Origin of the sequence: Streptomyces sp. NPDC086549 (assembly GCF_044746205.1) — a bacterium.
Taxonomy (GTDB): domain Bacteria; phylum Actinomycetota; class Actinomycetes; order Streptomycetales; family Streptomycetaceae; genus Streptomyces.
Map to the genome: position 1 here is coordinate 264,293 of NZ_JBIVBS010000007.1, position 22,926 is coordinate 287,218.

A 22,926-nucleotide genomic window follows, 5' to 3' on the forward strand; every position below is an offset into this window, starting at 1 on the left:
AACCCTTGGCCACGGCTGACACCGCACCCGCAGTACCGCTCGCGCCACCCGCGCAGCCGCGCTCCTCCGGGTCTCCCGGGCGGCGGCCGACCTCGGCGGCGGTTCCCGAGCAGCCGCACTCCGCCACCCTCATCGGCTCCGTGCAGCGGGCGATGCGCCTGCTGGAATCGGTTGCCGAGCACGAGTACGGCGCTCCCGCCAAGCAACTGGCCCGCGAGACCGGCCTCGCGCTCCCGACGGCGTACCACCTGCTGCGCACCCTTGTGCACGAGGGCTATCTACGCCGTGACAAGGGCCTGTTCTTCCTCGGCGAGGCGGCCGAGCGGCTGGGCAGCAGCGGGGCACAGCAGAAACGTCGCAGCACGGTCGTGGACACGCTCGCGCATTGGCGCGATTCCATCGGTGCACCGGTGTACTACGCGATGTACCGGGACGGCGAGATCGAGGTCCTGTGCGTCTCCGACACCCCCGGCAACCCGGCGGTCGAGGAGTGGGCCGACTTCCGCGAGACCGGGCACGCGCACGCCATCGGGCAGTGCCTTCTGTCCCAGATGGACGAAAGCGCCCGCCGCGACCACCTCGACCGCTACCCCGTGCAGTCCCTCACCCCGTACACGGTGCGTGACAGCCAGAGCCTGCTTCGGCGCCTGGACCGGATTCGCCGGATGGAGCCCGTCACGGAGCGCCAGGAGTACGCGCTGGGGACGGTGTGCGCGGCGATCCCGATCACGGTCGGCACCACGGCGGCCACCATGGCCATGTCCCTGCCCGCTCATCAGGAGCACCGGCTGCTGCCCGCGGCCCGGCAACTGCAGACCGAGGTCGGGCGGCATCTCGGAGCGCTCGCGATCTCTATCAGTATCTGAAAACTCACTCCTTGTGATCTCCCGTGTACTTTCAGCAAGATTTGACCAGTGTCAAAGGGATCAATCCCGGCCAGTCGGTGTCATAAGACGGGGTAGGCGATGCGTGAGTCCGTACAGGCAGAGGTCATGATGAGCTTTCTCGTGTCCGAGGAGCTCTCCTTCCGTATCCCAGTGGAGCTGCGATACGAGACCTGTGATCCCTATGCCGTGCGGCTGACCTTCCATTTGCCCGGAGACGCGCCGGTGACCTGGGCCTTCGGACGCGAGTTGCTGATCGACGGGGTGGGTCGACCCTGCGGGGACGGCGATGTGCACATCGCTCCCGCCGACGCGGACGTGCTGGGCGAGGTGCTGATCCGACTTCAGGTCGGTGGCGACCAGGCGGTGTTCCGCTCCTCGGCGCCGCCGCTGGTGGCCTTCCTCGACCGTACGGACAAGCTGGTGCCGCTCGGTCAGGAGGGAGCGCTCGCCGATTTCGACGCCCACCTCGACGAGGCCCTGGACCGCATCCTGGCCGAGGAGCAGAGCGCCGGCTGAAGCGTTACGGCGACGAGCGCAGGGTGTTCCACCGCGCCGCGTGGGGCGGCGCAGTAACGCTTCTCCTCGAATGCCACCCGTTCTGCCGGAACGTCACCTCTTGCGGCGCCGGCCTCTCCCGCCGCGCGCCGCGACCGGCTGGGCCCCGGCGGGCGTCGCCGTCTCCGGGGCCGGCCGGTCGGCCGACACCACCAGGGCGGCGAGGGCCGTGGTGACCGGCACCGAGGCGACGAGACCGATCGAGCCGACCAGGGTGCGCACGATCTCCTCCGACACGAGTTCGCTGTTCGCGACGGTCGCCACGCTGCTCTGAGCGATCGAGAAGAGCAACAGCAGCGGCAGCGCGGCACCGGCATAGGCGAGGACGAGCGTGTTGACGACGGACGCGATGTGGTCGCGGCCGATACGGATGCCCGCCCGGTACAGCCCGCGCCAGCCCATCGACGGATTGGCCTCGTGCAGTTCCCAGACGGCCGACGTCTGTGTGACCGTCACGTCGTCCAGAACGCCGAGTGAGCCGATGATGACGCCGGCCAGCAGCAGTCCGCTCATGTCGATCGACGGATACAGCCCGTGGATCAGACCGGTGCTGTCGTCCGTGTTGCCCGTCAGCGCCGCCCAGTCGATGAACTCCGAGCCCAGGATGCCGATCAGCACGAGCGAGACCAGCGTGCCGAGCACCGCGACCGATGTCCGGGCCGAGAGGCCGTGGCACATGTAGAGCGCGATCAGCATGATGGCACTCGCCCCGACCACCGCCACAACCAGCGGGTTCGAGCCCTGCAGGATCGCGGGCAGGATGAAGAGGGTCAGCACCAGGAAGCTGACGGCCAGCGCGACGAGCGCCATGATGCCGCGCAACCGGCCCACCACCACGACGGCGAGCGCGAAGATGCCGGCCAGCAGCGCCATCGGGAACTTCCGGTTCACGTCGGCGACCGAGTACTGCAGATCCTTCGGCGCCGAGGGCTCGTACGCGGCCACGACCTTCTCGCCCTGGTGCAACTGCCGCGGCTGGTCGGGCTGGACGATCTCCGTGAACGTACGGCCCTCGTCCTTGCCGGTGTCCACCCGGACGGTCGCCTTCTTGCAGGTACCGTTCGCCTCCTGCTGCGCGGAGTTGCCCTCGGCGGTGGAGGTGTCACCGGTCGGGGCCCCTCCCGAGGCGTTCACCGACTTGCAGCTCACCTCGACGACCTTGGTGACCGTGGCCTGCTGTGTCTGCCGGTCGAAGCCGACCCCCGTGCGCGCGTGGGACGGGGCTCCGCCGGGCCAGAGGACCACGAGCCCGACCACGACTGCCGCGGTGAACGGGATCAGGATCGCCGCGATGACCTTGCGCAGGTGCCTGGAGACGGGCGTTGCGGGGCCGTGACTGTGACTGTGCGAGTGGCCGTGTCCGCCGCTGCCGGATCCGGAGCCCTGACCGTGGTCGTGGCCGGGCCCCTCACTGTGCTCCGGCCTGTGCCCTTGGCCCTGCCCGTGGCCGTGGCCGTGCGGATCCTGCTGCATCGTGGTCACCGACCGATCATCGCAAGAACCACAGGGGCCCTCTGTTCACCGCGGCCGAATTGACGCTAGCGTGGAGGCACCTTTGCACACGCGGGAGCTCGGAGCACCGGGCTGAGAGGGCGCTGACCTCCGTATTCACGGTGTTTCACGTGGAACATGAGTTGTTTCACACGAAACACCGCCAGAGACGGAAACCGCTGCGTCGACCGCTGAACCTGTTACCGGGTAATGCCGGCGTAGGGAGTAGGTCTCATGACCAACAAGGACGCACGCACGCCTGCCTCCACGCAGAACGCGGCCAGTGGAAACGCGGCCGACGCAACCAGCGGGGAGGCCGGGAAGTCCATCGGCTGGCACAAGGGGTACATCGAGGGCTCACGCCCCGATCTGCGCGTGCCGGTCCGTCAGGTGCATCTCACCAACGGGCAGTCGGTCACGCTCTACGACACCTCCGGCCCGTACACCGATCCACTCGCCGAAACAGATGTCCGCAGGGGCTTGCCACCGCTGCGGGAGAACTGGATCATCGCCCGCGGCGACACCGAGGAGTACGCGGGACGTCCCGTCCGCCCCGAGGACGACGGGATCAAGCACACGTCTCCCCGCGGGGGCCTGCGCAACCTCGACGCGGTGTTCCCGGGCCGTCCCCGGCAGCCGCGCCGCAGCCGTGATGGCAAGGCGGTGACGCAGCTGGCCTATGCCCGCCGGGGCGAGATCACGCCGGAGATGGAGTTCGTGGCCGTCCGGGAGAACGTTTCTCCCGAGGTGGTCCGCGAGGAGATCGCGGCGGGCCGGGCCGTGCTGCCCGCCAACGTCAACCACCCGGAGATCGAGCCGATGATCATCGGCAAGCGGTTCCTGGTGAAGGTCAACGCCAACATCGGCAACTCCGCGGTGACGTCCTCCATCGAGGAGGAGGTCGAGAAGATGACCTGGGCGACCCGCTGGGGCGCCGACACGGTCATGGACCTGTCCACCGGTCGTAACATCCACACCACCCGCGAGTGGGTGCTGCGCAACTCCCCCGTCCCCATCGGCACGGTGCCGCTCTATCAGGCCCTGGAGAAGGTCGACGGCAGGGCCGAGGAGCTGACCTGGGACATCTACAGGGACACGGTCATAGAGCAGGCCGAGCAGGGCGTGGACTACATGACGGTCCACGCGGGCGTCCGCCTGTCGTACGTGCCGCTCACGGCGAACCGCAAGACCGGCATCGTCTCGCGCGGCGGCTCGATCATGGCGGCCTGGTGCCTCGCGCACCACAAGGAGTCGTTCCTGTACGAGAACTTCGAGGAGCTCTGCGAGATCCTCGCGGCCTACGACGTCACGTACTCGCTGGGGGACGGCCTGCGGCCGGGTTCGATCGCGGACGCGAACGACGAGGCGCAGTTCGCGGAGTTGCGGACGCTCGGGGAACTCAACCGGATCGCGAAGCGTTTCAATGTTCAGACCATGATCGAGGGCCCGGGACATGTCCCGATGCACAAGATCAAGGAGAACATCGACCTTCAGCAGGAGATCTGCGATGAAGCTCCGTTCTATACGCTCGGCCCGCTGACGACGGACGTCGCGCCGGCGTACGACCACATCACCTCCGGCATCGGTGCCGCGATGATCGCCTGGTGGGGCACGGCCATGCTCTGCTATGTCACGCCCAAGGAGCACTTGGGCCTGCCCAACCGTGACGACGTCAAGACCGGCGTCATCACCTACAAGATCGCCGCCCACGCAGCCGACCTCGCCAAGGGGCACCCAGGTGCGCAGGAATGGGACGACGCGCTGTCCGACGCTCGCTTCGAGTTCCGCTGGGAGGACCAGTTCAACCTCGCCCTGGACCCGGACACGGCACGGGAGTTCCATGACGAGACACTTCCGGCCGAACCCGCCAAGACGGCCCACTTCTGCTCCATGTGCGGGCCCAAGTTCTGCTCGATGAAGATCAGCCAAAGCATCGCGGAGCGGTTCGGCGGTGATGTGGCCGAGGGCGCCTCTGCCGAGGAGATCGCCGAGGGGATGCTCCAGAAGTCCAAGGAGTTCGCGGCCGGCGGGAACCGGGTGTACCTGCCGATGGCGGACTGACGCGCGGCCACTCAGGGCGCTGCCCCTGGATGGCGCATGGCTGTCCAAGGCAGCGCCTTGCGGCGTCTCCTTGCGATGACCCGTACTGCCCGACCGAAGGCAACTGCCCTACGCTCGGCCGGGTGATCACGTACCGAACGGAGGGGGTGGGCCGTGGTCCTTACGGATCTGGTCGAGGTGACGTCACACGAGCGGCTGGGCGAATTGCTCGGGGAGCCGACGCCGACAGCGGCGGACAAGGTGCGGACCAGTCTCCACGAATACGACAAGCAGTGGTTGGCCGCGTCGCCCTTCTGCCTGGTGTCGACGTCGGCGGCCGACGGCAGTTGCGACACGTCGCCGAAGGGCGATCCGGCCGGCTTCACTCTGGTCCTCGACGACACGACGATCGCCATACCGGACAGGCCCGGAAACCGGCGCGGCGACGGGCTCCGCAACATACTGAGCAATCCGCATGTCGGGCTGCTCTACCTGGTACCCGGCCGCGGCGACACCCTGCGCATCAACGGACGGGCACGCATCCTTGAGGACGCTCCGTTCTTCGGCCGGATGGCAGTGAAGGGAAGCCGCCCGAAGCTGGCTCTGCTGGTCGAGGTCGACGAGGTCTTCTACCACTGCCCGAAGGCTCTGCTGCGGGCCGGACTCTGGAAGGCGGACAGCTGGAACCCGGACGCGGCCCCGTCGCGCTCCCGGATCGCCAAGGTCCTGGAGCAGCGTCCGGAGAGCCTGGAGGAGCTCGACAGGTACTACGGGCCGCAGTACGGCGAGCGCCTGTACGGCTGACCTCCGCCTCACGTCACCACCGCGTTCCGGGACTCTCCGGCCCGCGCTTTCGGTGCTCGGGCCGGAGGGACCGGTGCCGCGGCCCGGTCGTGGTCAGGCGGCGGTGAGGACGGTCACGACCCGGTTCGTCATCTCCTCGGCGGCGTTCAGCGGAGTCGGGGTGTAGGACAGGACGAAGCGAGTGGTCAGATCGCGGGTGGCGAACAGACGGGCGCGGTAGCCGTAGTTCTCGCCGGTCTCGCCCCAGAACGCCACACCGTTCACCGTGGCCGTCTGCAGGCCCATGCTGTAGCGGGCCGGGCTGCCGTCCAGCATGCGCACCGTGTCCGGCGGCAGGGCGAACAGCTTCTCCGTCGCACGTGGTGGCAGCAACGCCCCGGAGAACAGAGCCTGTTGGAACCGGGAGAGGTCGTCGGCGGTCGAGACCAGGTCTCCAGGGCGCCCAAGGCACAGGCACCCGTCAGGGAACGTCGGGAGAGGGAAGTCATGGTCGTCGATGCTGCCCGTGCCGGAGCGCGCGGACATCCGGGATGGCCCCGGGGTGGCCCCGGGACGGCCCCCATGCGCACCCGGAGGGGGCCCGCAGCTTTCCGGAGCGCGGTTGCCGACCCGGCCGGAGACATGCCGAGAGGCCCCGTCCGCCGTGGGTGTGGGGTTGGTTGTCCGGCTTGCGCCCCCGCCGGGGGCGCAAGCCGGGGCTATTCCGGCTGGTGTTCCGGGCCTCCGAAGTCCGGGCTCGTGTAGTCCGGGCTGGTGAAGCTCGGGCGGGGGCCCGGGGTGGAGCCGTCGTCGGGGCTGCTGAAGCCGGGGCGGTCGTAGCCCAGGCGGGGCATGCGGCTGGTCGGCGCCGGCGGGGCCGTAGGGTGCAGTGCGGTCGTGCCCGGGTCGGCGAGCGCTTCCTTCAGGAACGGCAGAATGCCGCGCTCCAGCAGGGCCTCCCGCCAGGCTTCCCTGGCCCGGGACACCTCCCCGTGCGCCTCGCCGTAGGTTCCGGCGTCCAGCGCGGGGCTGTTGCGCAGGGCGGTGAGCAACAGCCCGACGGCGGCGACGAGGATCGCGGCCGCGGTCATGGCGCCGAACACCCATCCGGCGGTCAGCATGGTCTGGGCGAACGACGGCTGGGGGTCCAGCATCTTCAGTATGTAGCCGACGAGCAGGAAGATCGCCGCGGCGGTTCCGGCAAGGACGGGGGCGAGGACCGCGACGACGGCGACGGCGCCCGCGCCGGCGGTCTCGGCGGCCTCGCCGAGGGTGGTGGCGAGCCCCATCGCGCCCGCGCCCGGCTCCTCGGAGCCGGATTCACTGGTGGACGACGGGGTGGACGACGCCTGGTGGCGCAGTTCCTCGCGGACCTTCACGTAGTGCTGGTACTCGGTCGCCGCGGCCGCCGTGATGAGTGTGGTGGCGTTGAGCGCCATGGTGCGCAGCTGTTCGGTGTTCAGCCGCTGTCCCACGGCGGCCAGTTCCGGGCGGGTCGGTGCGGAGCGCAGCGCCTCATCGAGGATCCGCTCGTATTCCTGGCGGTCCTCGCTGTGCAGGTGCTGCGGAACGCTGTTCATGTGCATCCCCCGATGCTCCGTAGGGCTTGGGGCTCGCACGCCGGCGAGCCGTCGGGCAGAAACGGAGGGGAGCCTGCTACGGATAAGCCGATGGTAGAGCCGCGACGGCACGCGGTGACAGGGGGTTGCCAGAAATTGGGTGATGGCCCACTGGTACGCCGTCGGGGGGACGCCTGCCCGCTGAACGCTCAGATATCCAGCGGAAGTTGTTGGACCAGCAGTTTTCCGGCCATGGTCACCCCGCCGTCCATGCCGATGGCGAGGCCGTCGGCGTAGACGTGCGGTCCCTCGACCACGGGACCGCCGCTCTCCTCGCCGTCCTCGGACCCGGCCTCGCCCAGGAGGTACGGAATGGGGCTGTGGCCGTGAACGATGCGGGTCCCGCCGTACGTATCGAGGAGGGAGCGCACGGCGTCGGCGCCGCCCTCGTCGCGGAAGGAGAAGCGCTTGGTGAACTTGCGGAACAGATCCCACACCTCGTCCGCGTCGTTGCGGGTGAGGGTTTCGCGGACGGTGTCGTTCACCGCCTCGATCGAGTCGCCGTAGTCGAGGTAGGCGGTGGTGTCGGAGTGGACGAGCAGATAGCCGTCGACCTCCTCGATGGCGTCGAGCCGGGCCATCCACTGCAGATGATGGTCCTGGAGACGGTCCATGTCGGTCTTCTGGCCGCCGTTGAGCAGCCAGGCCGCCTGGAAGGTTGCGGTGCCCGCGCCGGAGTTGACGGGGGTGTCGCCGAACCGCTTGGCGCCGAGCAGCAGGAGCTCGTGGTTGCCCATGAGGGCCTTGCAGTAGCCGCCGGCCGCGGCGGCCTCGGCGGACAGCCGCATCACCAGGTCGATGACGCCGATGCCGTCCGGGCCGCGGTCGGTGAAGTCGCCGAGGAACCACAGCCGGGTGGTGCCCGCGCACCACTGGCCGGCGGAGTCGATCAGGTCCTTCTCCTGGAGGGCGGCGACCAGGTCGTCGAGGTAGCCGTGCACGTCCCCGACGACGAACAGCGGACCCGGGCCGGTGGCCGCCTGCGGGGCAGGTGCGGTCGCCGGTTCCACGGGCATCTGGAGCGTGTCACCCCGGTTGATGACGGGCAGGTCGCGCTGAGTGGGCGTGTACCCCTCCGGATAGCCCTCGGTCACGGGGGCGACGGTGTCGCCGGGGTGGGTGCTCTGGGCATACGGACCGGTCTCGTGGACATACGCGGGTACCCGGAAGTCGCGCACAGTCGCCGTCCGCTCCACCTCGGGTCCCCGACCGGCCCCCTGAGTCATCAGACCCCTCCACCATCGCGCCGCATCTGCACCTGATCGGACTGCCTGGTCGCAGCGGCCCGCGGTGTCGTGGGCCCATCATAGGAATGCGGATCGCGCCGTGTGATGACCCAGGGGTGGTGAATCAGAGCAAGACTCCGGTTCGACGCGGCTTTCGCCCCGTTTGGGCAGGGCTTTCACCGCCCGATGGCCGACTGGAGAACCCCTGGCACCGAGCGGACGACCTCCTGGCGTCAGGCTGACGACCCGCTGTCGCACGCCGAAAACCCGCTGTCGCCGCGCTGGACGGCCCCTCGTCGTCGAGCGCGTCAGTGCCGGCGTAAGGCTGTCGAGTCCTGCCCCCGAGGTGTGACGCACTTGTGACCGGCTGTCTCCGTTGTCGCCGCTGCCGCTGCCGCTGCCGCTGCCGCTGCCGCCGCCCCACCCGCGGTCCGGCCGGACGACCGGGGTGTCGGGCCGACGCCTCCCTCCGCAGGGACCCTCCGCCCCTCCGCCGCCGGACCCGCGCACGGCACCGGCCGGCGACCGCTGGGCTACTTCTCCTCCGGTACCCGTGGCGGGCTGACCGTCGTGCGCGGCGGACGGCGCTGGGACGACGTGCGCACGATCAGTTCGGTCGGTATCACCTGCTCGACGGGGTGGTCCGACTCGACTCCCTCGATAGCGTCGATGAGGAGCTGGACCACCGCCGTGCCGATGCGGCGGGGCTTCAGGGAGAGCGTGGTGATGGGCGGCTCGGTGTTGGCGTACACCGTGGATTCGCTGCAGCACACCAGCAGCAGGTCGTCCGGGACGCGCAGCCCGTAGCGGCGCGCGGCGGCCAGCAGGTCGGTGCCGTTGGGGTCGAAGAGGCCGTAGACGGCGTCAGGGCGGTCCGGGCGGGCCAGCAGCCGGTCGGCGGCGACGGCGCCCGCGCACGGATCGTGCGCCGGGTAGGCCTCGTACACCGGGTCCTGGCCGACCCGCTCGCACCAGTGCAGGTACGCGGTGGTCGACAGATGGGTGTACGTGTCCGTCGTCGTCCCCGTGAGCAGGCCGATCCGGCGGGCGCCCGCGGCGGCCAGATGGTCGAGGATGCCGAGTACGGCGGCCTCGTGGTCGTTGTCGACCCACGCGGTGACGGGGAGCGACCCGGCCGGGCGGCCGTCGGAGACGACCGGCAGACCCTGCCGGACCAACTCGCTGACCACCGGGTCCTGGTCGGAGGGGTCGATGACGACCGTGCCGTCCAGGGCGACGTTCGACCACACGTCGTGGCGGGAGGTCGCGGGCAGGATGACGAGGGCGTAGCCGCGGGCTAGCGCGGCCGAGGTAGCGGCGCGGGCCATTTCGGCGAAGTACGCGAACTCGGTGAAGGTGAAAGGTTCATCCCCGTACGTCGTCACCGTCAGGCCGATGAGTCCCGACTTGCCGGTACGGAGGGTGCGGGCGGCGGCCGAGGGACGGTACCCCAGCCGGTCGGCGACCTCGCGGACATGGCGCCGGGTGGCGTCCGGGAGCCGGCCCTTGCCGTTGAGGGCGTCGGAGACGGTCGTGATGGAGACCCCGGCGGCGGCGGCCACGTCTCTGATGCCCGCCCGACCCGGCCGGCTGCCTCGACGTGAGGTTTCCGCGCGGCTCACCTGGTGCTTCCCTGCTGCTGTCATGGCGAGCCGATAGTAGGGCTCATGCGGTGGGGTAGTGCGGACGCATATGCACGCGTTGGCAGGCACGTTTCTGCATGGTCATTACGGGTCAACTTCCTTAGAAAGAAAGTCAGTTGAACGATCCAATGGCAAGACGTGACTCGTCGGCGCGCATGGGCCTGCCAAGTGTCCGATGTTTCGAAGAGGTCTCAACTCACCTTCACGAGCGATGCGCGCCACGGCGTGAGCCACCGGCGCGTAGATATATGTGCGGCACGCCCCCCGTTTCGTGCGCCTTCATGCCGTGATGCCCCTGATGCGGGTGGGGCTGATGTGGTTTGCGCCTCACTGTTTTCCGCGGCTTTTGACCCGTACGCAGGCGCGCCGAATCCTCATAAGGTGAGCAGTATTGGAAGCCGGTGGCGCTGACGGTCCGCCGGTGGTCGCGAGGAGGACTGCGGTGAGCGAGACGAGCCCCAAGCTGCGCGCCGAGCTGGAGGGGATCCCCACCTACAAGCCGGGCAAGCCAGCCGCGGCCGACGGCCCGGTCGCCTACAAGCTGTCCTCCAACGAGAACCCCTATCCGCCGCTGCCCGGGATCATGGAGTCGGTGACCGCAGCCGCCTCGAACTTCAACCGCTACCCGGACATGGCGTGCACCGGGCTGATGAACGAGCTGTCCGAGCGCTTCGCCGTCCCGCTCTCCCACCTGGCGACCGGCACCGGTTCCGTCGGCGTCGCCCAGCAGCTGATCCAGGCCACCAGCGGGCCCGGCGACGAGGTCATCTACGCCTGGCGGTCCTTCGAGGCCTACCCGATCATCACGCAGATCAACGGCGCGCGGTCGGTGCAGGTGCCGCTCACCCCGGGCGATGTGCACGACCTGGACGCGATGGCGGACGCGATCACGGACCGGACCCGGCTGATTTTCGTCTGCAACCCCAACAACCCGACGGGCACGGTCGTACGGCGGCCCGAGCTCGAGCGGTTCCTCGACCGGGTGCCCGGCGATGTGCTGGTGGTGCTGGACGAGGCCTACCGGGAGTTCATCCGCGACCCGGAGGTGCCGGACGGGGTGACGCTCTACCGCGAGCGGCCGAACGTCTGTGTTCTGCGTACCTTCTCGAAGGCGTACGGACTCGCCGGGCTGCGCGTGGGATTCGCGATCGCGCATGAGCCGGTGGCGGCGGCGCTGCGTAAGACGGCCGTGCCGTTCGGCGTGAGCCAGCTCGCGCAGGAGGCGGCGATCGCTTCGCTGCGCGCCGAGGACGAACTGCTCGGCCGGGTGGGCTCGCTGGTGTGCCAGCGCACGCGCGTGGTGGACGCGCTGCGTGCCCAGGGCTGGACCGTGCCCGAGACTCAGGCCAATTTCGTCTGGCTGCGGCTGGGGGAGCGCACGGCGGCCTTCGCGGCGGCCTGCGAACAGCACGGTGTCGTGGTCCGGCCGTTCCCGGGCGAGGGTGTGCGGGTCACGGTCGGGGAGGACGAGGCGAACGACATCTTCCTGAAGGTGGCGGAAGGGTTCCGCAAGGAACTCTGAGGCGGCCCAGGACGGTGCACGACGGTCCCGTGAGGCGGCATGCGTCGCCTCACGGGACCAGTGGTGCGCGCCATGGGCCCATCGGTCCACACCCGCGCGGACCTGCTGGTTCGCCTTGGGGACCCCCACCCCTCCGGTGTCGAACGGCTATGCGTCATAATTGCTTGTGAATGTGAACGCGTTCACAAGCGTGTCCCGGTTGCTCCGCTGATGTGTGTGACATAAGGGGCAAATTGCCGCGTTACCACGGCACGGAAGGAGACTGACGTCGTGGAGTTGGCTTTGGCGCCGGAGACACTGGCGCGTTGGCAGTTCGGCATCACCACCGTCTACCACTTCCTGTTCGTCCCGCTGACGATCTCCCTGGCCGCCCTCACGGCCGGGCTGCAGACCGCCTGGGTACGCACGGAGAAGGAGAAGTACCTCAGAGCGACGAAGTTCTGGGGCAAGCTCTTCCTGATCAACATCGCGATGGGTGTCGCCACCGGCATCGTGCAGGAGTTCCAGTTCGGCATGAACTGGTCGGACTACTCGCGCTTCGTCGGCGACATCTTCGGTGCCCCGCTCGCCTTCGAGTCCCTGATCGCGTTCTTCTTCGAGTCCACCTTCATCGGCCTGTGGATCTTCGGCTGGGACAAGCTGCCCAAGAAGATCCACCTGGCCTGCATATGGATGGTCTCGATCGGCACGTTCCTGTCCGCGTACTTCATCCTCGCGGCCAACTCGTGGATGCAGCACCCCGTCGGCTACAGGATCAACAAGGCGAAGGGGCGGGCTGAGCTCACCGACTTCTGGCACGTCCTGACCCAGAACACCGCCCTGGCCCAGGCCTTCCACACCCTCTCCGCGGCCTTCCTGACCGGCGGCGCCTTCATGGTCGGCATCGCCGCCTACCACCTGTCCCGCAAGAAGCACATCACGGAGATGAAGACCTCGCTGCGGCTCGGTCTGATCACCGTGGTCATCGCCGGCCTGCTCACCGCGGTCAGCGGCGACACCCTCGGCAAGGTGATGTTCAAGCAGCAGCCGATGAAGATGGCCGCCGCCGAGGCCCTGTGGGACGGCCAGGACTCCGCTCCGTTCTCGATCTTCGCGTACGGCGACGTGGACAAGGGCCACAACACTGTCGCGGTCGAGATCCCCGGCCTGCTGTCCTTCCTGGCCGACGACGACTTCAGCTCGCACGTCCCCGGCATCAACGACGTCAACAAGGCCGAGCAGCAGAAGTTCGGGCCCGGCGACTACCGGCCCAACATCCCCGTCACCTTCTGGGCCTTCCGCTGGATGATCGGCTTCGGCATGGCGTCCTTCGCCATCGGCCTGGCCGGACTCTGGCTGACCCGGAAGAGGTTCATGCTTCCGCAGCACCTGCGGGTGGGCGACGACGAAGTGCCGCACCTGGTCCTCTTCAAGAACAAGGCGCTCAGCCCGAAGCTCACCACCTGGTACTGGCGCATCGCGATCTGGACCCTGGGCTTCCCGCTGATCGCCAACTCCTGGGGCTGGATCTTCACCGAGATGGGCCGTCAGCCCTGGGTCGTCTACGGCGTCCTGCAGACCCGGCACGCGGTCTCCCCCGGCGTCTCCCAGGCCGAGGTCCTCACCTCCATGAGCGTCTTCACCGCGCTGTACGCCATCCTCGCCGTCGTCGAGGTCAAGCTGCTGGTGAAGTACGTCAAGGTCGGCCCGCCCGAACTCACCGAGGCCGACCTCAACCCGCCCACGAAGATCGGCGGCGACTCCCGTGACGCCGACAAGCCGATGGCCTTCTCGTACTAGGCCGAGGGAGCTGCAGTCATGGAACTTCACGACGTCTGGTTCGTCCTGATCGCCGTCCTGTGGACCGGCTACTTCTTCCTGGAGGGTTTCGACTTCGGGGTCGGCATCCTCACCAAGCTCCTCGCCCGGAACCGGCCCGAGAAGCGGGTGTTGATCAACACCATCGGCCCCGTCTGGGACGGCAACGAGGTGTGGCTGCTCACGGCGGGCGGCGCGACCTTCGCCGCCTTCCCCGAGTGGTACGCCACCCTCTTCTCCGGCTTCTACCTGCCGCTGCTGGCCATCCTGGTCTGCTTGATCGTCCGGGGTGTCGCGTTCGAGTACCGGGCGAAGCGGCCCGAGGAGAACTGGCAGCGGAACTGGGAGACGGCGATCTTCTGGACCTCGCTGATCCCCGCGTTCCTGTGGGGTGTGGCCTTCGGCAACATCGTCCGGGGCGTGAAGATCGACCGGAACTTCGAGTACGTCGGCAACGTGGGGGACCTGCTCAACCCGTACGCGCTCCTCGGCGGTCTGGTGACGCTGACGCTGTTCACCTTCCACGGTGCGGTGTTCACCGCGCTCAAGACGGTGGGGGACATCCGGGAGCGGGCGCGGAGGCTGGCGTTGTGGGTCGGTCTCGTCACGGCCGTGTTCGCGGTGATCTTCCTGCTGTGGACGCAGGTCGACAGCGGTGACGGCAAGAGCCTCGTGGCCATGATCGTGGCGGTCCTCGCCCTGGTCGCCGCGCTCGTGGCCAACCAGGCGGGGCGCGAGGGCTGGTCGTTCGCCCTGTCCGGCGTCACCATCGTGGCCGCCGTGGCGATGCTCTTCCTGTCGCTCTTCCCGAACGTCATGCCGTCCTCGCTCAACAGCGACTGGAGCCTCACGGTCACCAACGCCTCGTCGACCCCGTACACCCTGAAGATCATGACCTGGTGCGCCGGGGTCGCCACGCCGATCGTGCTGCTCTACCAGGGGTGGACGTACTGGGTGTTCCGCAAGCGGATCGGCACGCAGCACATCGCCGAAGCCGCGCACTGAGTCCGGCAGGAGGGGTGTTCGCGATGTTTCACGTGAAACACCCCTCCTCAGGCCGAAGGGTATGTTTCACGTGAAACCCATCGATCCGCGCCTTCTGCGCTACGCACGCGCCACGCGTCTCTTCCTGGTGGCGGTCGTCGCCCTGGGTGCCCTCGGCGCCGGACTCGTCATCGCGCAGGCCATGCTCATCGCCGACGTGGTGGTCGGCGCCTTCCAGCACGGCCAGTCGGCCGGTGAACTGCACACTCCCCTGCTGCTGTTGGCGGCCGTCGCGGGCGGCCGCGCGCTGGTCTCCTGGCTCACCGAGCTGGCCGCGCACCGGGCGAGCGCGGCGGTGAAGTCCGAGCTGCGCGGACGGCTGCTGGAGCGGGCGGCGGCGCTCGGCCCCGGGTGGCTGAGCGGGCAGCGGACCGGTTCGCTGGTCACCCTCGCCACACGGGGAGTCGACGCCCTCGACGACTACTTCTCGCGCTACCTCCCGCAGTTGGGCCTCGCGGTGGTCGTGCCGGTCGCGGTGCTGGCGCGGATCGTCACCGAGGACTGGGTGTCGGCGGCGATCATCGTCTGCACCCTGCCGCTCATCCCTCTCTTCATGGTGCTGATCGGCTGGGCCACCCAGTCCCGGACCGACCGTCAGTGGCGGCTGCTGTCCCGGCTCTCGGGGCACTTCCTGGACGTCGTCGCGGGGCTGCCCACCCTGAAGGTGTTCGGACGTGCCAAGGCGCAGGCCGAGTCCATTCGCCGCATCACCGGCGAGTACCGGCAGGCGACCATGCGGACCCTGCGGATCGCCTTCCTCTCCTCCTTCGCGCTGGAACTGCTCGCGACGCTGTCCGTCGCCCTGGTCGCGGTGACGATCGGCATGCGGCTCGTGCACGGCGACATGGACCTGTACATCGGGCTGGTCATCCTGGTGCTGGCGCCCGAGGCGTATCTGCCGCTGCGCCAGGTCGGGGCGCAGTACCACGCGGCCGCGGAGGGGCTTGCCGCGGCCGAGGAGATCTTCGCCGTGCTGGAGACTCCGGTGCCGGAGTCCGGGACCGGAGCGGTGCCCTCGGGCGCGCTCGCCTTCGAGGGGGTGACGGTCCGGTACCCCGGGCGGTCCGGGGACGCCGTGACGGACGTGTCCTTCGCCGTCGAACCCGGTGAGACCGTCGCCCTGGTCGGGCCGAGCGGTGCGGGCAAGTCGACGCTGCTGACCGTCCTGCTGGGATTCGTACGGCCCGCCGAGGGTCGGGTGCGGATCGGGGGAGCCGATCTTGCCGACGTCGACCTGGAGCAGTGGCGGTCGCGCATCGCGTGGGTGCCGCAGCGGCCGCACCTGTACGCCGGGACGATCGCGGAGAACGTACGGCTGGCGCGCCCCGAAGCGGACGACGACGCCGTACGGCGGGCGCTGCGCGACGCGGGGGCGCTGGAGTTCGTGGACGCGCTGCCCGAGGGGCCCGGGACCGTGCTGGGCGAGGACGGAGCCGGTCTCTCCGCCGGGCAGCGGCAGCGGCTCGCGCTGGCCCGGGCGTTCCTCGCGGACCGGCCCGTACTGCTGCTGGACGAACCGACGGCCGCGCTCGACGGGGCGACCGAGGCCGAGGTCGTGGCGGCGGTGCGGCGGCTGGCGGTGGGGCGGACCGTGCTGCTGGTGGTGCACCGGCCGGCGTTGCTCGGCGTTGCCGACCGCGTGGTGCGGCTGGAGGCGGCCGAGTTCTCCGGCACCGCGGCCACCGCCTTCCCCGGTTCCGCCGTTGCCGGGTCCCAGGACGCGCGCTCCGTCGAGGCGGTGCCGGCCGACGGTGTTGCCGAGGACGGGCCCGAAGCGGGCCCCACGAAGCCCAAGGGGCGGATCCTCGCTCGTGTTCGCGTTCTCGCCGGCCCCCGGCGCGGACGCCTGGCCCTCGCGCTGCTGCTCGGGAGTCTGGCGCTCGGCTGTGCCGTCGGGCTGATGGCCACCTCCGGATGGCTCATCTCGCGGGCCTCGCAACAGCCGCCCGTGCTGTATCTGATGGTGGCCGTGACCGCAACGCGGGCCTTCGGGATCGGGCGCGCCGTGTTCCGGTACGCGGAGCGACTGGTGTCGCACGACGCCGTGCTGCGGATGCTGGCCGACACCCGGGTCGCCGTGTACCGGCGGCTGGAGCGGCTGGCCCCCGCCGGGCTCCGTACGGCCCGCAGGGGCGACCTGCTGTCCCGCCTCGTCGCGGACGTGGACGCGCTGCAGGACTACTGGCTGCGCTGGCTGCTGCCCGCCGGGGTCGCGGTGGCCGTCTCCGCCTGGTCGGTCGCGTTCACGGCATGGCTGCTGCCCGGGGCCGGCGCCGTGCTCGGCGCGGGACTGCTCGCGGCCGGGGTCGGCGTACCTCTGCTGACCGGTGCCGTGGCGCGGCGTGCCGAACGCAGGCTGGCCCCCGCCCGCGGAGTGCTCGCGACACGCGTGACCGACCTGCTCACCGGCACCGCCGAACTGACGGTCGCCGGCGCGCTGCCCGCCCGCACCGACGCCGCCCGGCGGGCCGACGGCACACTCACCCGGATCGCCTCGCGCGCCGCCACCGCCACAGCGCTCGGTGACGGGCTCACCGCGCTCGTCTCCGGCCTGACCGTGGCGGCCACCGCCCTGCTGGGCGCCCAGGCGGTCGCCGGGGGCCGGCTGGACGGTGTGGCGATGGCCGTGGTCGTCCTCACCCCGCTGGCCGCCTTCGAGGCGGTGCTCGGGCTGCCGGTCGCCGCGCGGTACCGGCAGCGGGTGCGCAGGAGCGCGGAGCGCGTGTACGAGGTACTGGACGCCCCCGAGCCGGTATGGGAGCCGGAGCGGCCTCGGCAGGCGCCCGCGGCACCGTTCCCGGTCGTCGTGAAGGGGCTGGGCGCCCGTCACCCCGGGCAGCACCGGGAGGCCCTTGCCGGGCTCGACCTGACGCTGGAGGAGGGGCGCCGGATCGCCGTGGTCGGGCCGTCCGGGGCCGGCAAGACGACCCTCGCCCAGGTACTGCTGCGCTTCCTCGACCCGGACGCCGGCTCCTACACGCTGGCCGGTGTGGACGCGTACGCGCTGGACGGCGACGACGTACGGCGGCTCGTCGGGCTGTGTGCCCAGGACGCGCACCTCTTCGACAGCTCCGTGCGCGAGAACCTGCTGCTCGCCAAGAAGGACGCGACCGAGGCCGACCTGCGGGACGCGCTGGCGCGGGCCCGGCTGCTCGACTGGGCGGACGGGCTGCCCGACGGGCTCGACACGCTCGTCGGCGAGCACGGAGCCATGCTGTCCGGCGGGCAGCGGCAGCGGCTGGCGCTCGCCCGCGCGCTGCTCGCCGACTTCCCGGTCCTCGTGCTCGACGAGCCCGCCGAACATCTGGACCTGCCCACGGCCGACGCGCTCACCGCCGATCTGCTGGCCGCCACCGAGGGCCGTACAACCCTGCTCATCACCCACCGCCTCGCCGGACTGGAAGCGGTGGACGAGGTGATCGTGCTGGACGGGGGACGCGTGGTGCAGCGGGGACCCTACGCCGAGCTGGCCGCCGTGGAGGGGCCGTTGCGGGGCATGGCGGAACGTGAGGCGGAGGCGGAGCTACTGGTGGGGCTCGGCTGACGGCCCGCCGAAGCCCCCGTACCCGCCGCGCCCGGGGCAGCTACGGCCGATCCGCCAGCAGCTGCTCGATGACGACGGCCACCCCGTCGTCGTTGTTGGCGACCGTACGTCCCGATGCCGCGGCGATCACGTCCGGGTGTGCGTTGCCCATGGCGTACGACCGGCCTGCCCAGGTCAGCATCTCCACGTCGTTGGGCATGTCCCCGAAGGCTACGACCTCCTCGTGCGAGATGCCGCGCTCGGCGCAGCACAGGGCGAGGGTGCTGGCCTTGGAGACATCGGGGCCGCTCAGCTCCAGCAGAGCGCTGGGGCTGGAGCGGGTGACGTTCGCGCGGTCGCCGACGGCGAGGCGGGCGAGGGTGAGGAAGGCGTCGGGATCGAGGTCCGGGTGATAGGCGAGGATCTTGAGCACGGGCTCGGTGGCACCCGGGCCGTCGGGGGCCAGGAGCTCCTCGGCGGGCGCCAGATTGTCCGGTATCTCCATGTGCAGCTTCGGGTACGCCGGTTCCTGGTGGAAGCCGTACGTCTGCTCCACCGCGTAGACCGTGCCCGGCACCGCGTCGCGCAGCAGGCGTACGGCGTCCAGGGCGTTCTCCCGGGCCAGTTCGCGCACCTTCACGAACCGATGGGTGCCCGGGCCGCCGTGCAGGTCGACCACGGCGGCGCCGTTGCCGCAGATCGCCAGGCCGTGTCCGTGGACGTGGGCACTGACGACGTCCATCCAGCGCGCCGGGCGGCCCGTCACGAAGAAGACCTCGATGCCCGCTTCCTCGGCGGCGGCCAGAGCTGCGACCGTACGCGGGGACACCGACTTGTCGTCACGCAGCAGCGTGCCGTCGAGATCAGTGGCGATCAGGCGCGGCTGGAGGATGGGGGAGGCCGGGGTCTCGGGCGTTCGGGTCGCTGAGGTCACCGCGCCATTCTCCCGCATATGCCAGCACGGCCATGCGGGAGTGCGCACAGATGAGACACAGATGACTCGTAGCCGATGCCGGCGTGGCCCGGTGATCGGGGGCCGGGTCAGCGCAGCTGTACCGGGGCCTCCATGGCGATCTGCTCGAAGACCTTCTCGTCCGCGGCGAAGTCCGAGTCGGGGATGGGCCAGTGGATCACGATCTCGGTGAAGCCCAGCTCCTGGTGGCGGCCCGCGAAGTCCACGAACGCGTCCAGGGACTCCAGCGGCCGGCCGCGGTCCGGGGTGAAGCCGGTGAGCAGGATCTTGTCGAGGCCGTCCACGTCCCGCCCGAGCGTGGCGCAGGCGTCGGCCAGCTTTTCGGTCTGGCCGCGCAGTGCCTGGACGGACTGCTCCGGCGTGCCGTTCTCGTACAGCTTGGGGTCGCCGGTGGTCACCCACGCCTGCCCGTACTGCGCGGCGAGCCTCAGCCCGCGCGGACCGGTGGCGGCCACGGCGAAGGGCAGCCGGGGGCGCTGTACGCAGCCCGGGATGTTGTGTGCCTCGTGCGCCGAGTAGAAGTCGCCCTGGTGCGACACCGAGTCCTCGGTGAGCAGCCGGTCCAGCAGCGGCACGAACTCGGCGAACCGGTCCGCGCGCTCGCGCGGGGTCCACGGGTCCTGACCGCTGCTCAGAAGAGCTGTGGCGTCGAAGCCGGTACCGCCCGCGCCGATGCCCAGCGTGACCCGGCCGCCGGAGATGTCGTCGAGGGAGATGAGTTCCTTGGCGAGGGTCACCGGGTGCCGGAAGTTCGGCGAGGTCACCAGCGTGCCCAGACGAAGCCGGTCGGTGGTGGCCGCGGCGGCGGTCAGCGTCGGAATCGCGCCGAACCATGGGCCGTCGCGGAAGCTGCGCCAGGACAGGTGGTCGTAGGTGTAGGCGGTGTGGAAGCCGAGCTGCTCGGCACGTGTCCAGGCCGAACGGCCGCCTTCGTGCCAGCGGCGGTACGGGAGGATCACGGTGCTCAGACGCAGACTCATGCGTCCGAGACTAAGGGGGCCCGCGCGCAACGGACGAAACGGTCACCGTACGAGGCCGCTCGGCCACGGGGCGCGGTGGCCGTGGGCGGGGCGCCGGACTCGGTGTACGCGGACCGGTTCGGCGTGCGTGGATCAGTGGGGCTCGGAGAACCGCAGGTAGCGGGGCGGTACGGCCTTCGTCAGCCATACCCCGTTGGCGCTGACGTGGAAGACGTGGCCGTCGCGGTGCATGGCGGCCGCGTCGACCGTGAGCACGACGGGGCGGCCGCGGCGTGCGCCGACCCGGGTGGCGGTCTCACGGTCGGCCGAAAGGTGCACGTCGTGCCTGTTCATGGGCTTGAGGCCCGCGGCGCGGATCGACTCCAGATTGCGGGCGACGGTCCCGTGGTACAGATACGGCGGCGGAGTCGCCGGGGGCAGTCCCAGGTCGACCTCGATGCTGTGGCCCTGGCTGGCGCGGATCCGCGTGCCCTCGATCGCGAACCGCTTCTTGTCGTTGGCGGCCACCACGTGGTCGAGCTCTGCGCGGCTGAACCGGAATCCGTGCGCGGCCGCCGCGGCGATCAAGGTGTCGATCTCGACCCAGCCGCCCTCGTCGAGGGTGAGGCCGATTCGTTCGGGCTGGTGGCGCAGGTGCTTCGAGAGGTACTTCGACACCTTCACGGTGCGCCTCTCGTCCATCTCTTCGTCCGTCTCTCTTTCGTTCACCCCTCCAGCGTGCCGGGAGAGACGCGGATCACGCAGCCAATTTTCGTCTGGAGGTTTGGTCCACAAGCAAGTCCCGTTATCCACAGGTGAATTGGCGAAGTTGTGGACAACTAGTGGGCGGTTCAGGGGGTTTCGTCAAGATCGGTAATGCTGCCGTGACTTGCTGGCAGGGCGTCCAAGGGCCTTGCGCGGACCTCGGGTTCACTCATGGGCCGTCAAGTCCCGTGTGGATGAAGGAAGATGAATCGGCCGTCTCACAGCCGCGGTTCCACCCGGGCGATCGCCCTCAACGCCCCCGGCAGGACACGGGACATGAGATGTGCACCCCGGGCCTCCGGGGTCACCGGTACCACCGCCTCATTGCGTGCCACCGCCCGCAGGATCGCCTTCGCCACCTTCTCCGGCGGATAGTTCCGCAGCCCGTACAGGCGAGCCGTCCGCTTCTGGCGGCGCCGTTCCTCCTCCGCGTCAACTCCCGTGAAGCGTGCGGTGGATGTGATGTTGGTGTTGACGAAGCCGGGGCAGATCGCCGTCACGCCGATGTCCCGTCCGGCGAGTTCGGCACGCAGGCACTCGGACAGCATCAGTACGGCCGCCTTGGAGGTGCTGTAGGCGGGCAGCGCCCTGGAGGGCTGGTAAGCGGCCGCCGACGCGATGTTGACGATGTGGCCGCCCTGGCCCCGCTCGGCCATCTGCCCGCCGAAGAAGAGGCAGCCGTGGATGACGCCCCACAGGTTGACGTCCAGAACCTTGCGCCAGTCGTCCGGTGTCGTGGCGAAGAAGGAGCCGGACAGCCCGATGCCCGCGTTGTTGACCAGCACGTCCACGACGCCGTACTCGGCGGCGACCTTCTCGGCCAGCTTCTCCATGGCCTGCTCGTCGGAGACGTCGACGGTCTCCGCCCAGGCCTTCGGGGCGCCGAGCAGCAGGGACAGCTCCGCGGTGCGGGCGGCGGACTCCGTGTCCCGGTCGACGGCCACCACGCGCGCGCCCGCCTCCGCGAAGGCGAACGCCGTCGCGCGGCCGATACCGCTGCCCGCGCCGGTGACCAGCACGAGCCGGCCGCCGAAACGGTCGGAGTAGCGCCCACCGGGCTTCACCACCGGGCGACCCTCCTCGACACCGGTGACGAACTCTTCGATCCAGGCGGCCAGTTGATCGGGGCGGGTGCGTGGCACCCAGTGTTTGGCGGGAAGCGTCCGCCGGGTCAACTGCGGCGCCCACCGCTCCAGTTCGTCGTACAGCCTCTCGGAGAGGAACGCGTCTCCCAGGGGCGTGATGAGCTGCACGGGCGCGTGCGCGTACGCGTCGGGACGAGGCCTGAGCAGCCGGGGCCGCACGTTGTCCCGGTACAGCCAGGCGCCGTGTGCGGCGTCCGTGGGGAGTGACGAGGTCGGGTAGTCGCCGCCGGGGACCTTTTCGACCCGTTCCAGGATCTTCGGCCAGCGTTTGCCGAGGGGGCCGCGCCAGGCCAGTTCGGGCAGGGCGGGGGTGTGCAGGAGGTAGACGTACCAGGACTTGGCACCCTGGCCGAGGAGCTGGCCCACACGGCGGGGCGTCGGGCGCTTCACGCGCGCGTTGATCCAGTGACCGAAGTGGTCGAGGGACGGGCCGGACATCGAGGTGAAGGAGGCGATGCGACCCTCGGTGTGCTTGACCGTGACGAACTCCCACGACTGCACCGAACCCCAGTCGTGCCCCACCAGGTGCACCGGCCGGTCCGGGCTGACCGCGTCCACGACGGCCAGGAAGTCGTCCGTGAGCTTCGCCAGCGTGAACCCGCCGCGCAGTGGCTTCGGTGCCGTCGAGCGGCCGTGGCCCCGGACGTCGTACAGCACGACGTGAAAGCGGTCGGCGAGGCGGACGGCGACCTCCGACCACACCTCCTTGCTGTCCGGGTAGCCGTGCACGAGAACCACCGTCGGCTGGGCCGGGTCCCCGAACTCCGCCACGCACAGCTCGACCCCGCCTGTGCGCACCCGGCGCTCCCGCGCGCCCTTCAGAGCCGTCACCTGTCCTCCGTCCAGCGCCGCACGTCTCAATGCCGTCGTCATGCCACCCGTCCCGTCGACTGCGGTACGTGTCCGGAACGTGACACTGGTGAATGTGGCAGTTGTTAGAGGAAGCGTCAATAG

The 22,926-nt window shown here is 69.9% G+C and carries 17 protein-coding genes and 1 riboswitch; of the genes, 8 read left to right on the top strand and 9 right to left on the bottom strand.

Going from position 1 to position 22,926, the window contains the following annotated elements; all coding sequences use genetic code 11:
* The first annotated feature begins 5 nt into the window (after positions 1 to 5).
* Together ACIPSA_RS23765 and ACIPSA_RS23770 are read left to right on the top strand one after the other, a co-directional pair.
* Positions 6 to 866: an IclR family transcriptional regulator gene (locus ACIPSA_RS23765; RefSeq protein ID WP_402637977.1), complete on the top strand. Its 861-nt coding sequence runs from the start codon at positions 6 to 8 to the stop codon at positions 864 to 866.
* A 99-nt stretch (positions 867 to 965) separates the two neighbouring features.
* Positions 966 to 1,403 carry an SsgA family sporulation/cell division regulator gene (locus tag ACIPSA_RS23770; RefSeq protein ID WP_402637978.1) on the top strand — a complete coding sequence of 146 codons (438 nt, stop codon included), beginning with the start codon at positions 966 to 968 and terminating at the stop codon, positions 1,401 to 1,403.
* A 93-nt stretch (positions 1,404 to 1,496) separates the two neighbouring features.
* Here ACIPSA_RS23770 and ACIPSA_RS23775 read toward each other — a convergent pair whose 3' ends face one another.
* On the bottom strand, positions 1,497 to 2,915 hold the full coding sequence (locus tag ACIPSA_RS23775) for a YibE/F family protein (protein ID WP_402638134.1): 1,419 nt from the start codon (positions 2,913 to 2,915) through the stop codon (positions 1,497 to 1,499).
* Positions 2,916 to 2,995: 80 nt separating this feature from the next.
* Positions 2,996 to 3,175, top strand: a riboswitch (TPP riboswitch).
* On the opposite strand from ACIPSA_RS23775, the gene thiC reads away from it, so the two are divergent.
* The gene (gene thiC / locus ACIPSA_RS23780; RefSeq protein ID WP_402637979.1) at positions 3,168 to 4,994 is read left to right on the top strand and encodes a phosphomethylpyrimidine synthase ThiC; all 1,827 of its coding nucleotides are present in this window, start codon (positions 3,168 to 3,170) and stop codon (positions 4,992 to 4,994) included. Its footprint overlaps the riboswitch before it by 8 nt.
* Positions 4,995 to 5,147: 153 nt before the next feature.
* A complete protein-coding gene (locus ACIPSA_RS23785; RefSeq protein WP_402637980.1) occupies positions 5,148 to 5,777 on the top strand; it encodes a pyridoxamine 5'-phosphate oxidase family protein in 630 nt (209 codons plus the stop codon).
* A gap of 93 nt (positions 5,778 to 5,870) precedes the next feature.
* Here ACIPSA_RS23785 and ACIPSA_RS23790 read toward each other — a convergent pair whose 3' ends face one another.
* The 4 genes from ACIPSA_RS23790 to ACIPSA_RS23805 form a co-directional block, all read right to left on the bottom strand.
* A complete protein-coding gene (locus tag ACIPSA_RS23790) occupies positions 5,871 to 6,302 on the bottom strand; it encodes a hypothetical protein (RefSeq protein WP_402637981.1) in 432 nt (143 codons plus the stop codon).
* Between the two features lie 173 nt (positions 6,303 to 6,475).
* Positions 6,476 to 7,342, bottom strand: coding sequence for a hypothetical protein (locus ACIPSA_RS23795; RefSeq protein ID WP_402637982.1), 867 nt, complete (start codon positions 7,340 to 7,342; stop codon positions 6,476 to 6,478).
* A gap of 182 nt (positions 7,343 to 7,524) precedes the next feature.
* Complete coding sequence (locus ACIPSA_RS23800; RefSeq protein ID WP_402637983.1) at positions 7,525 to 8,601, bottom strand: metallophosphoesterase; 1,077 nt, start codon at positions 8,599 to 8,601, stop codon at positions 7,525 to 7,527.
* Between the two features lie 533 nt (positions 8,602 to 9,134).
* Positions 9,135 to 10,247, bottom strand: a complete 1,113-nt coding sequence (locus ACIPSA_RS23805; protein ID WP_402637984.1) for a LacI family DNA-binding transcriptional regulator — start codon at positions 10,245 to 10,247, stop codon at positions 9,135 to 9,137.
* A 439-nt stretch (positions 10,248 to 10,686) separates the two neighbouring features.
* On the opposite strand from ACIPSA_RS23805, the gene hisC reads away from it, so the two are divergent.
* From hisC to cydD, 4 genes are all read left to right on the top strand, one after another.
* Positions 10,687 to 11,766, top strand: coding sequence for a histidinol-phosphate transaminase (hisC, locus tag ACIPSA_RS23810; protein ID WP_402637985.1), 1,080 nt, complete (start codon positions 10,687 to 10,689; stop codon positions 11,764 to 11,766).
* Between the two features lie 270 nt (positions 11,767 to 12,036).
* Positions 12,037 to 13,545 (top strand): cytochrome ubiquinol oxidase subunit I, encoded by a 1,509-nt coding sequence (locus ACIPSA_RS23815; RefSeq protein ID WP_402637986.1) that lies wholly within the window; start codon positions 12,037 to 12,039, stop codon positions 13,543 to 13,545.
* An 18-nt stretch (positions 13,546 to 13,563) separates the two neighbouring features.
* Positions 13,564 to 14,568, top strand: coding sequence for a cytochrome d ubiquinol oxidase subunit II (gene cydB / locus ACIPSA_RS23820; protein WP_402637987.1), 1,005 nt, complete (start codon positions 13,564 to 13,566; stop codon positions 14,566 to 14,568).
* 70 nt (positions 14,569 to 14,638) lie between these two features.
* Entirely contained in the window at positions 14,639 to 18,151 is a 3,513-nt protein-coding gene (cydD, locus tag ACIPSA_RS23825; protein WP_402637988.1) for a thiol reductant ABC exporter subunit CydD, read from the top strand.
* Between the two features lie 40 nt (positions 18,152 to 18,191).
* Here cydD and ACIPSA_RS23830 read toward each other — a convergent pair whose 3' ends face one another.
* From ACIPSA_RS23830 to ACIPSA_RS23845, 4 genes are all read right to left on the bottom strand, one after another.
* The gene (locus tag ACIPSA_RS23830; protein ID WP_402637989.1) at positions 18,192 to 19,082 is read right to left on the bottom strand and encodes an HAD hydrolase family protein; all 891 of its coding nucleotides are present in this window, start codon (positions 19,080 to 19,082) and stop codon (positions 18,192 to 18,194) included.
* 89 nt (positions 19,083 to 19,171) lie between these two features.
* Entirely contained in the window at positions 19,172 to 20,083 is a 912-nt protein-coding gene (locus tag ACIPSA_RS23835; protein WP_402637990.1) for an LLM class flavin-dependent oxidoreductase, read from the bottom strand.
* Positions 20,084 to 20,215: 132 nt separating this feature from the next.
* The gene (locus ACIPSA_RS23840; protein ID WP_402638135.1) at positions 20,216 to 20,764 is read right to left on the bottom strand and encodes an RNA 2'-phosphotransferase; all 549 of its coding nucleotides are present in this window, start codon (positions 20,762 to 20,764) and stop codon (positions 20,216 to 20,218) included.
* A 281-nt stretch (positions 20,765 to 21,045) separates the two neighbouring features.
* Positions 21,046 to 22,803, bottom strand: a complete 1,758-nt coding sequence (locus ACIPSA_RS23845; protein WP_402637991.1) for an SDR family oxidoreductase — start codon at positions 22,801 to 22,803, stop codon at positions 21,046 to 21,048.
* Positions 22,804 to 22,926: the final 123 nt, after the last annotated feature.

What these genes read in the sequence shown, in the direction of transcription:
- ACIPSA_RS23770 (WP_402637978.1), top strand. Translation starts at nt 966, where the DNA reads ATGCGTGAGTCCGTACAGGCAGAGGTCATGATGAGCTTTCTCGTGTCC.
- ACIPSA_RS23775 (WP_402638134.1), bottom strand. Translation starts at nt 2,915, where the DNA reads ATGCAGCAGGATCCGCACGGCCACGGCCACGGGCAGGGCCAAGGGCAC.
- thiC (WP_402637979.1), top strand. Translation starts at nt 3,168, where the DNA reads ATGACCAACAAGGACGCACGCACGCCTGCCTCCACGCAGAACGCGGCC.
- ACIPSA_RS23790 (WP_402637981.1), bottom strand. Translation starts at nt 6,302, where the DNA reads ATGTCCGCGCGCTCCGGCACGGGCAGCATCGACGACCATGACTTCCCT.
- ACIPSA_RS23795 (WP_402637982.1), bottom strand. Translation starts at nt 7,342, where the DNA reads ATGCACATGAACAGCGTTCCGCAGCACCTGCACAGCGAGGACCGCCAG.
- ACIPSA_RS23800 (WP_402637983.1), bottom strand. Translation starts at nt 8,601, where the DNA reads ATGACTCAGGGGGCCGGTCGGGGACCCGAGGTGGAGCGGACGGCGACT.
- ACIPSA_RS23805 (WP_402637984.1), bottom strand. Translation starts at nt 10,247, where the DNA reads ATGACAGCAGCAGGGAAGCACCAGGTGAGCCGCGCGGAAACCTCACGT.
- cydB (WP_402637987.1), top strand. Translation starts at nt 13,564, where the DNA reads ATGGAACTTCACGACGTCTGGTTCGTCCTGATCGCCGTCCTGTGGACC.
- ACIPSA_RS23830 (WP_402637989.1), bottom strand. Translation starts at nt 19,082, where the DNA reads ATGCGGGAGAATGGCGCGGTGACCTCAGCGACCCGAACGCCCGAGACC.
- ACIPSA_RS23835 (WP_402637990.1), bottom strand. Translation starts at nt 20,083, where the DNA reads ATGAGTCTGCGTCTGAGCACCGTGATCCTCCCGTACCGCCGCTGGCAC.
- ACIPSA_RS23840 (WP_402638135.1), bottom strand. Translation starts at nt 20,764, where the DNA reads ATGGACGAGAGGCGCACCGTGAAGGTGTCGAAGTACCTCTCGAAGCAC.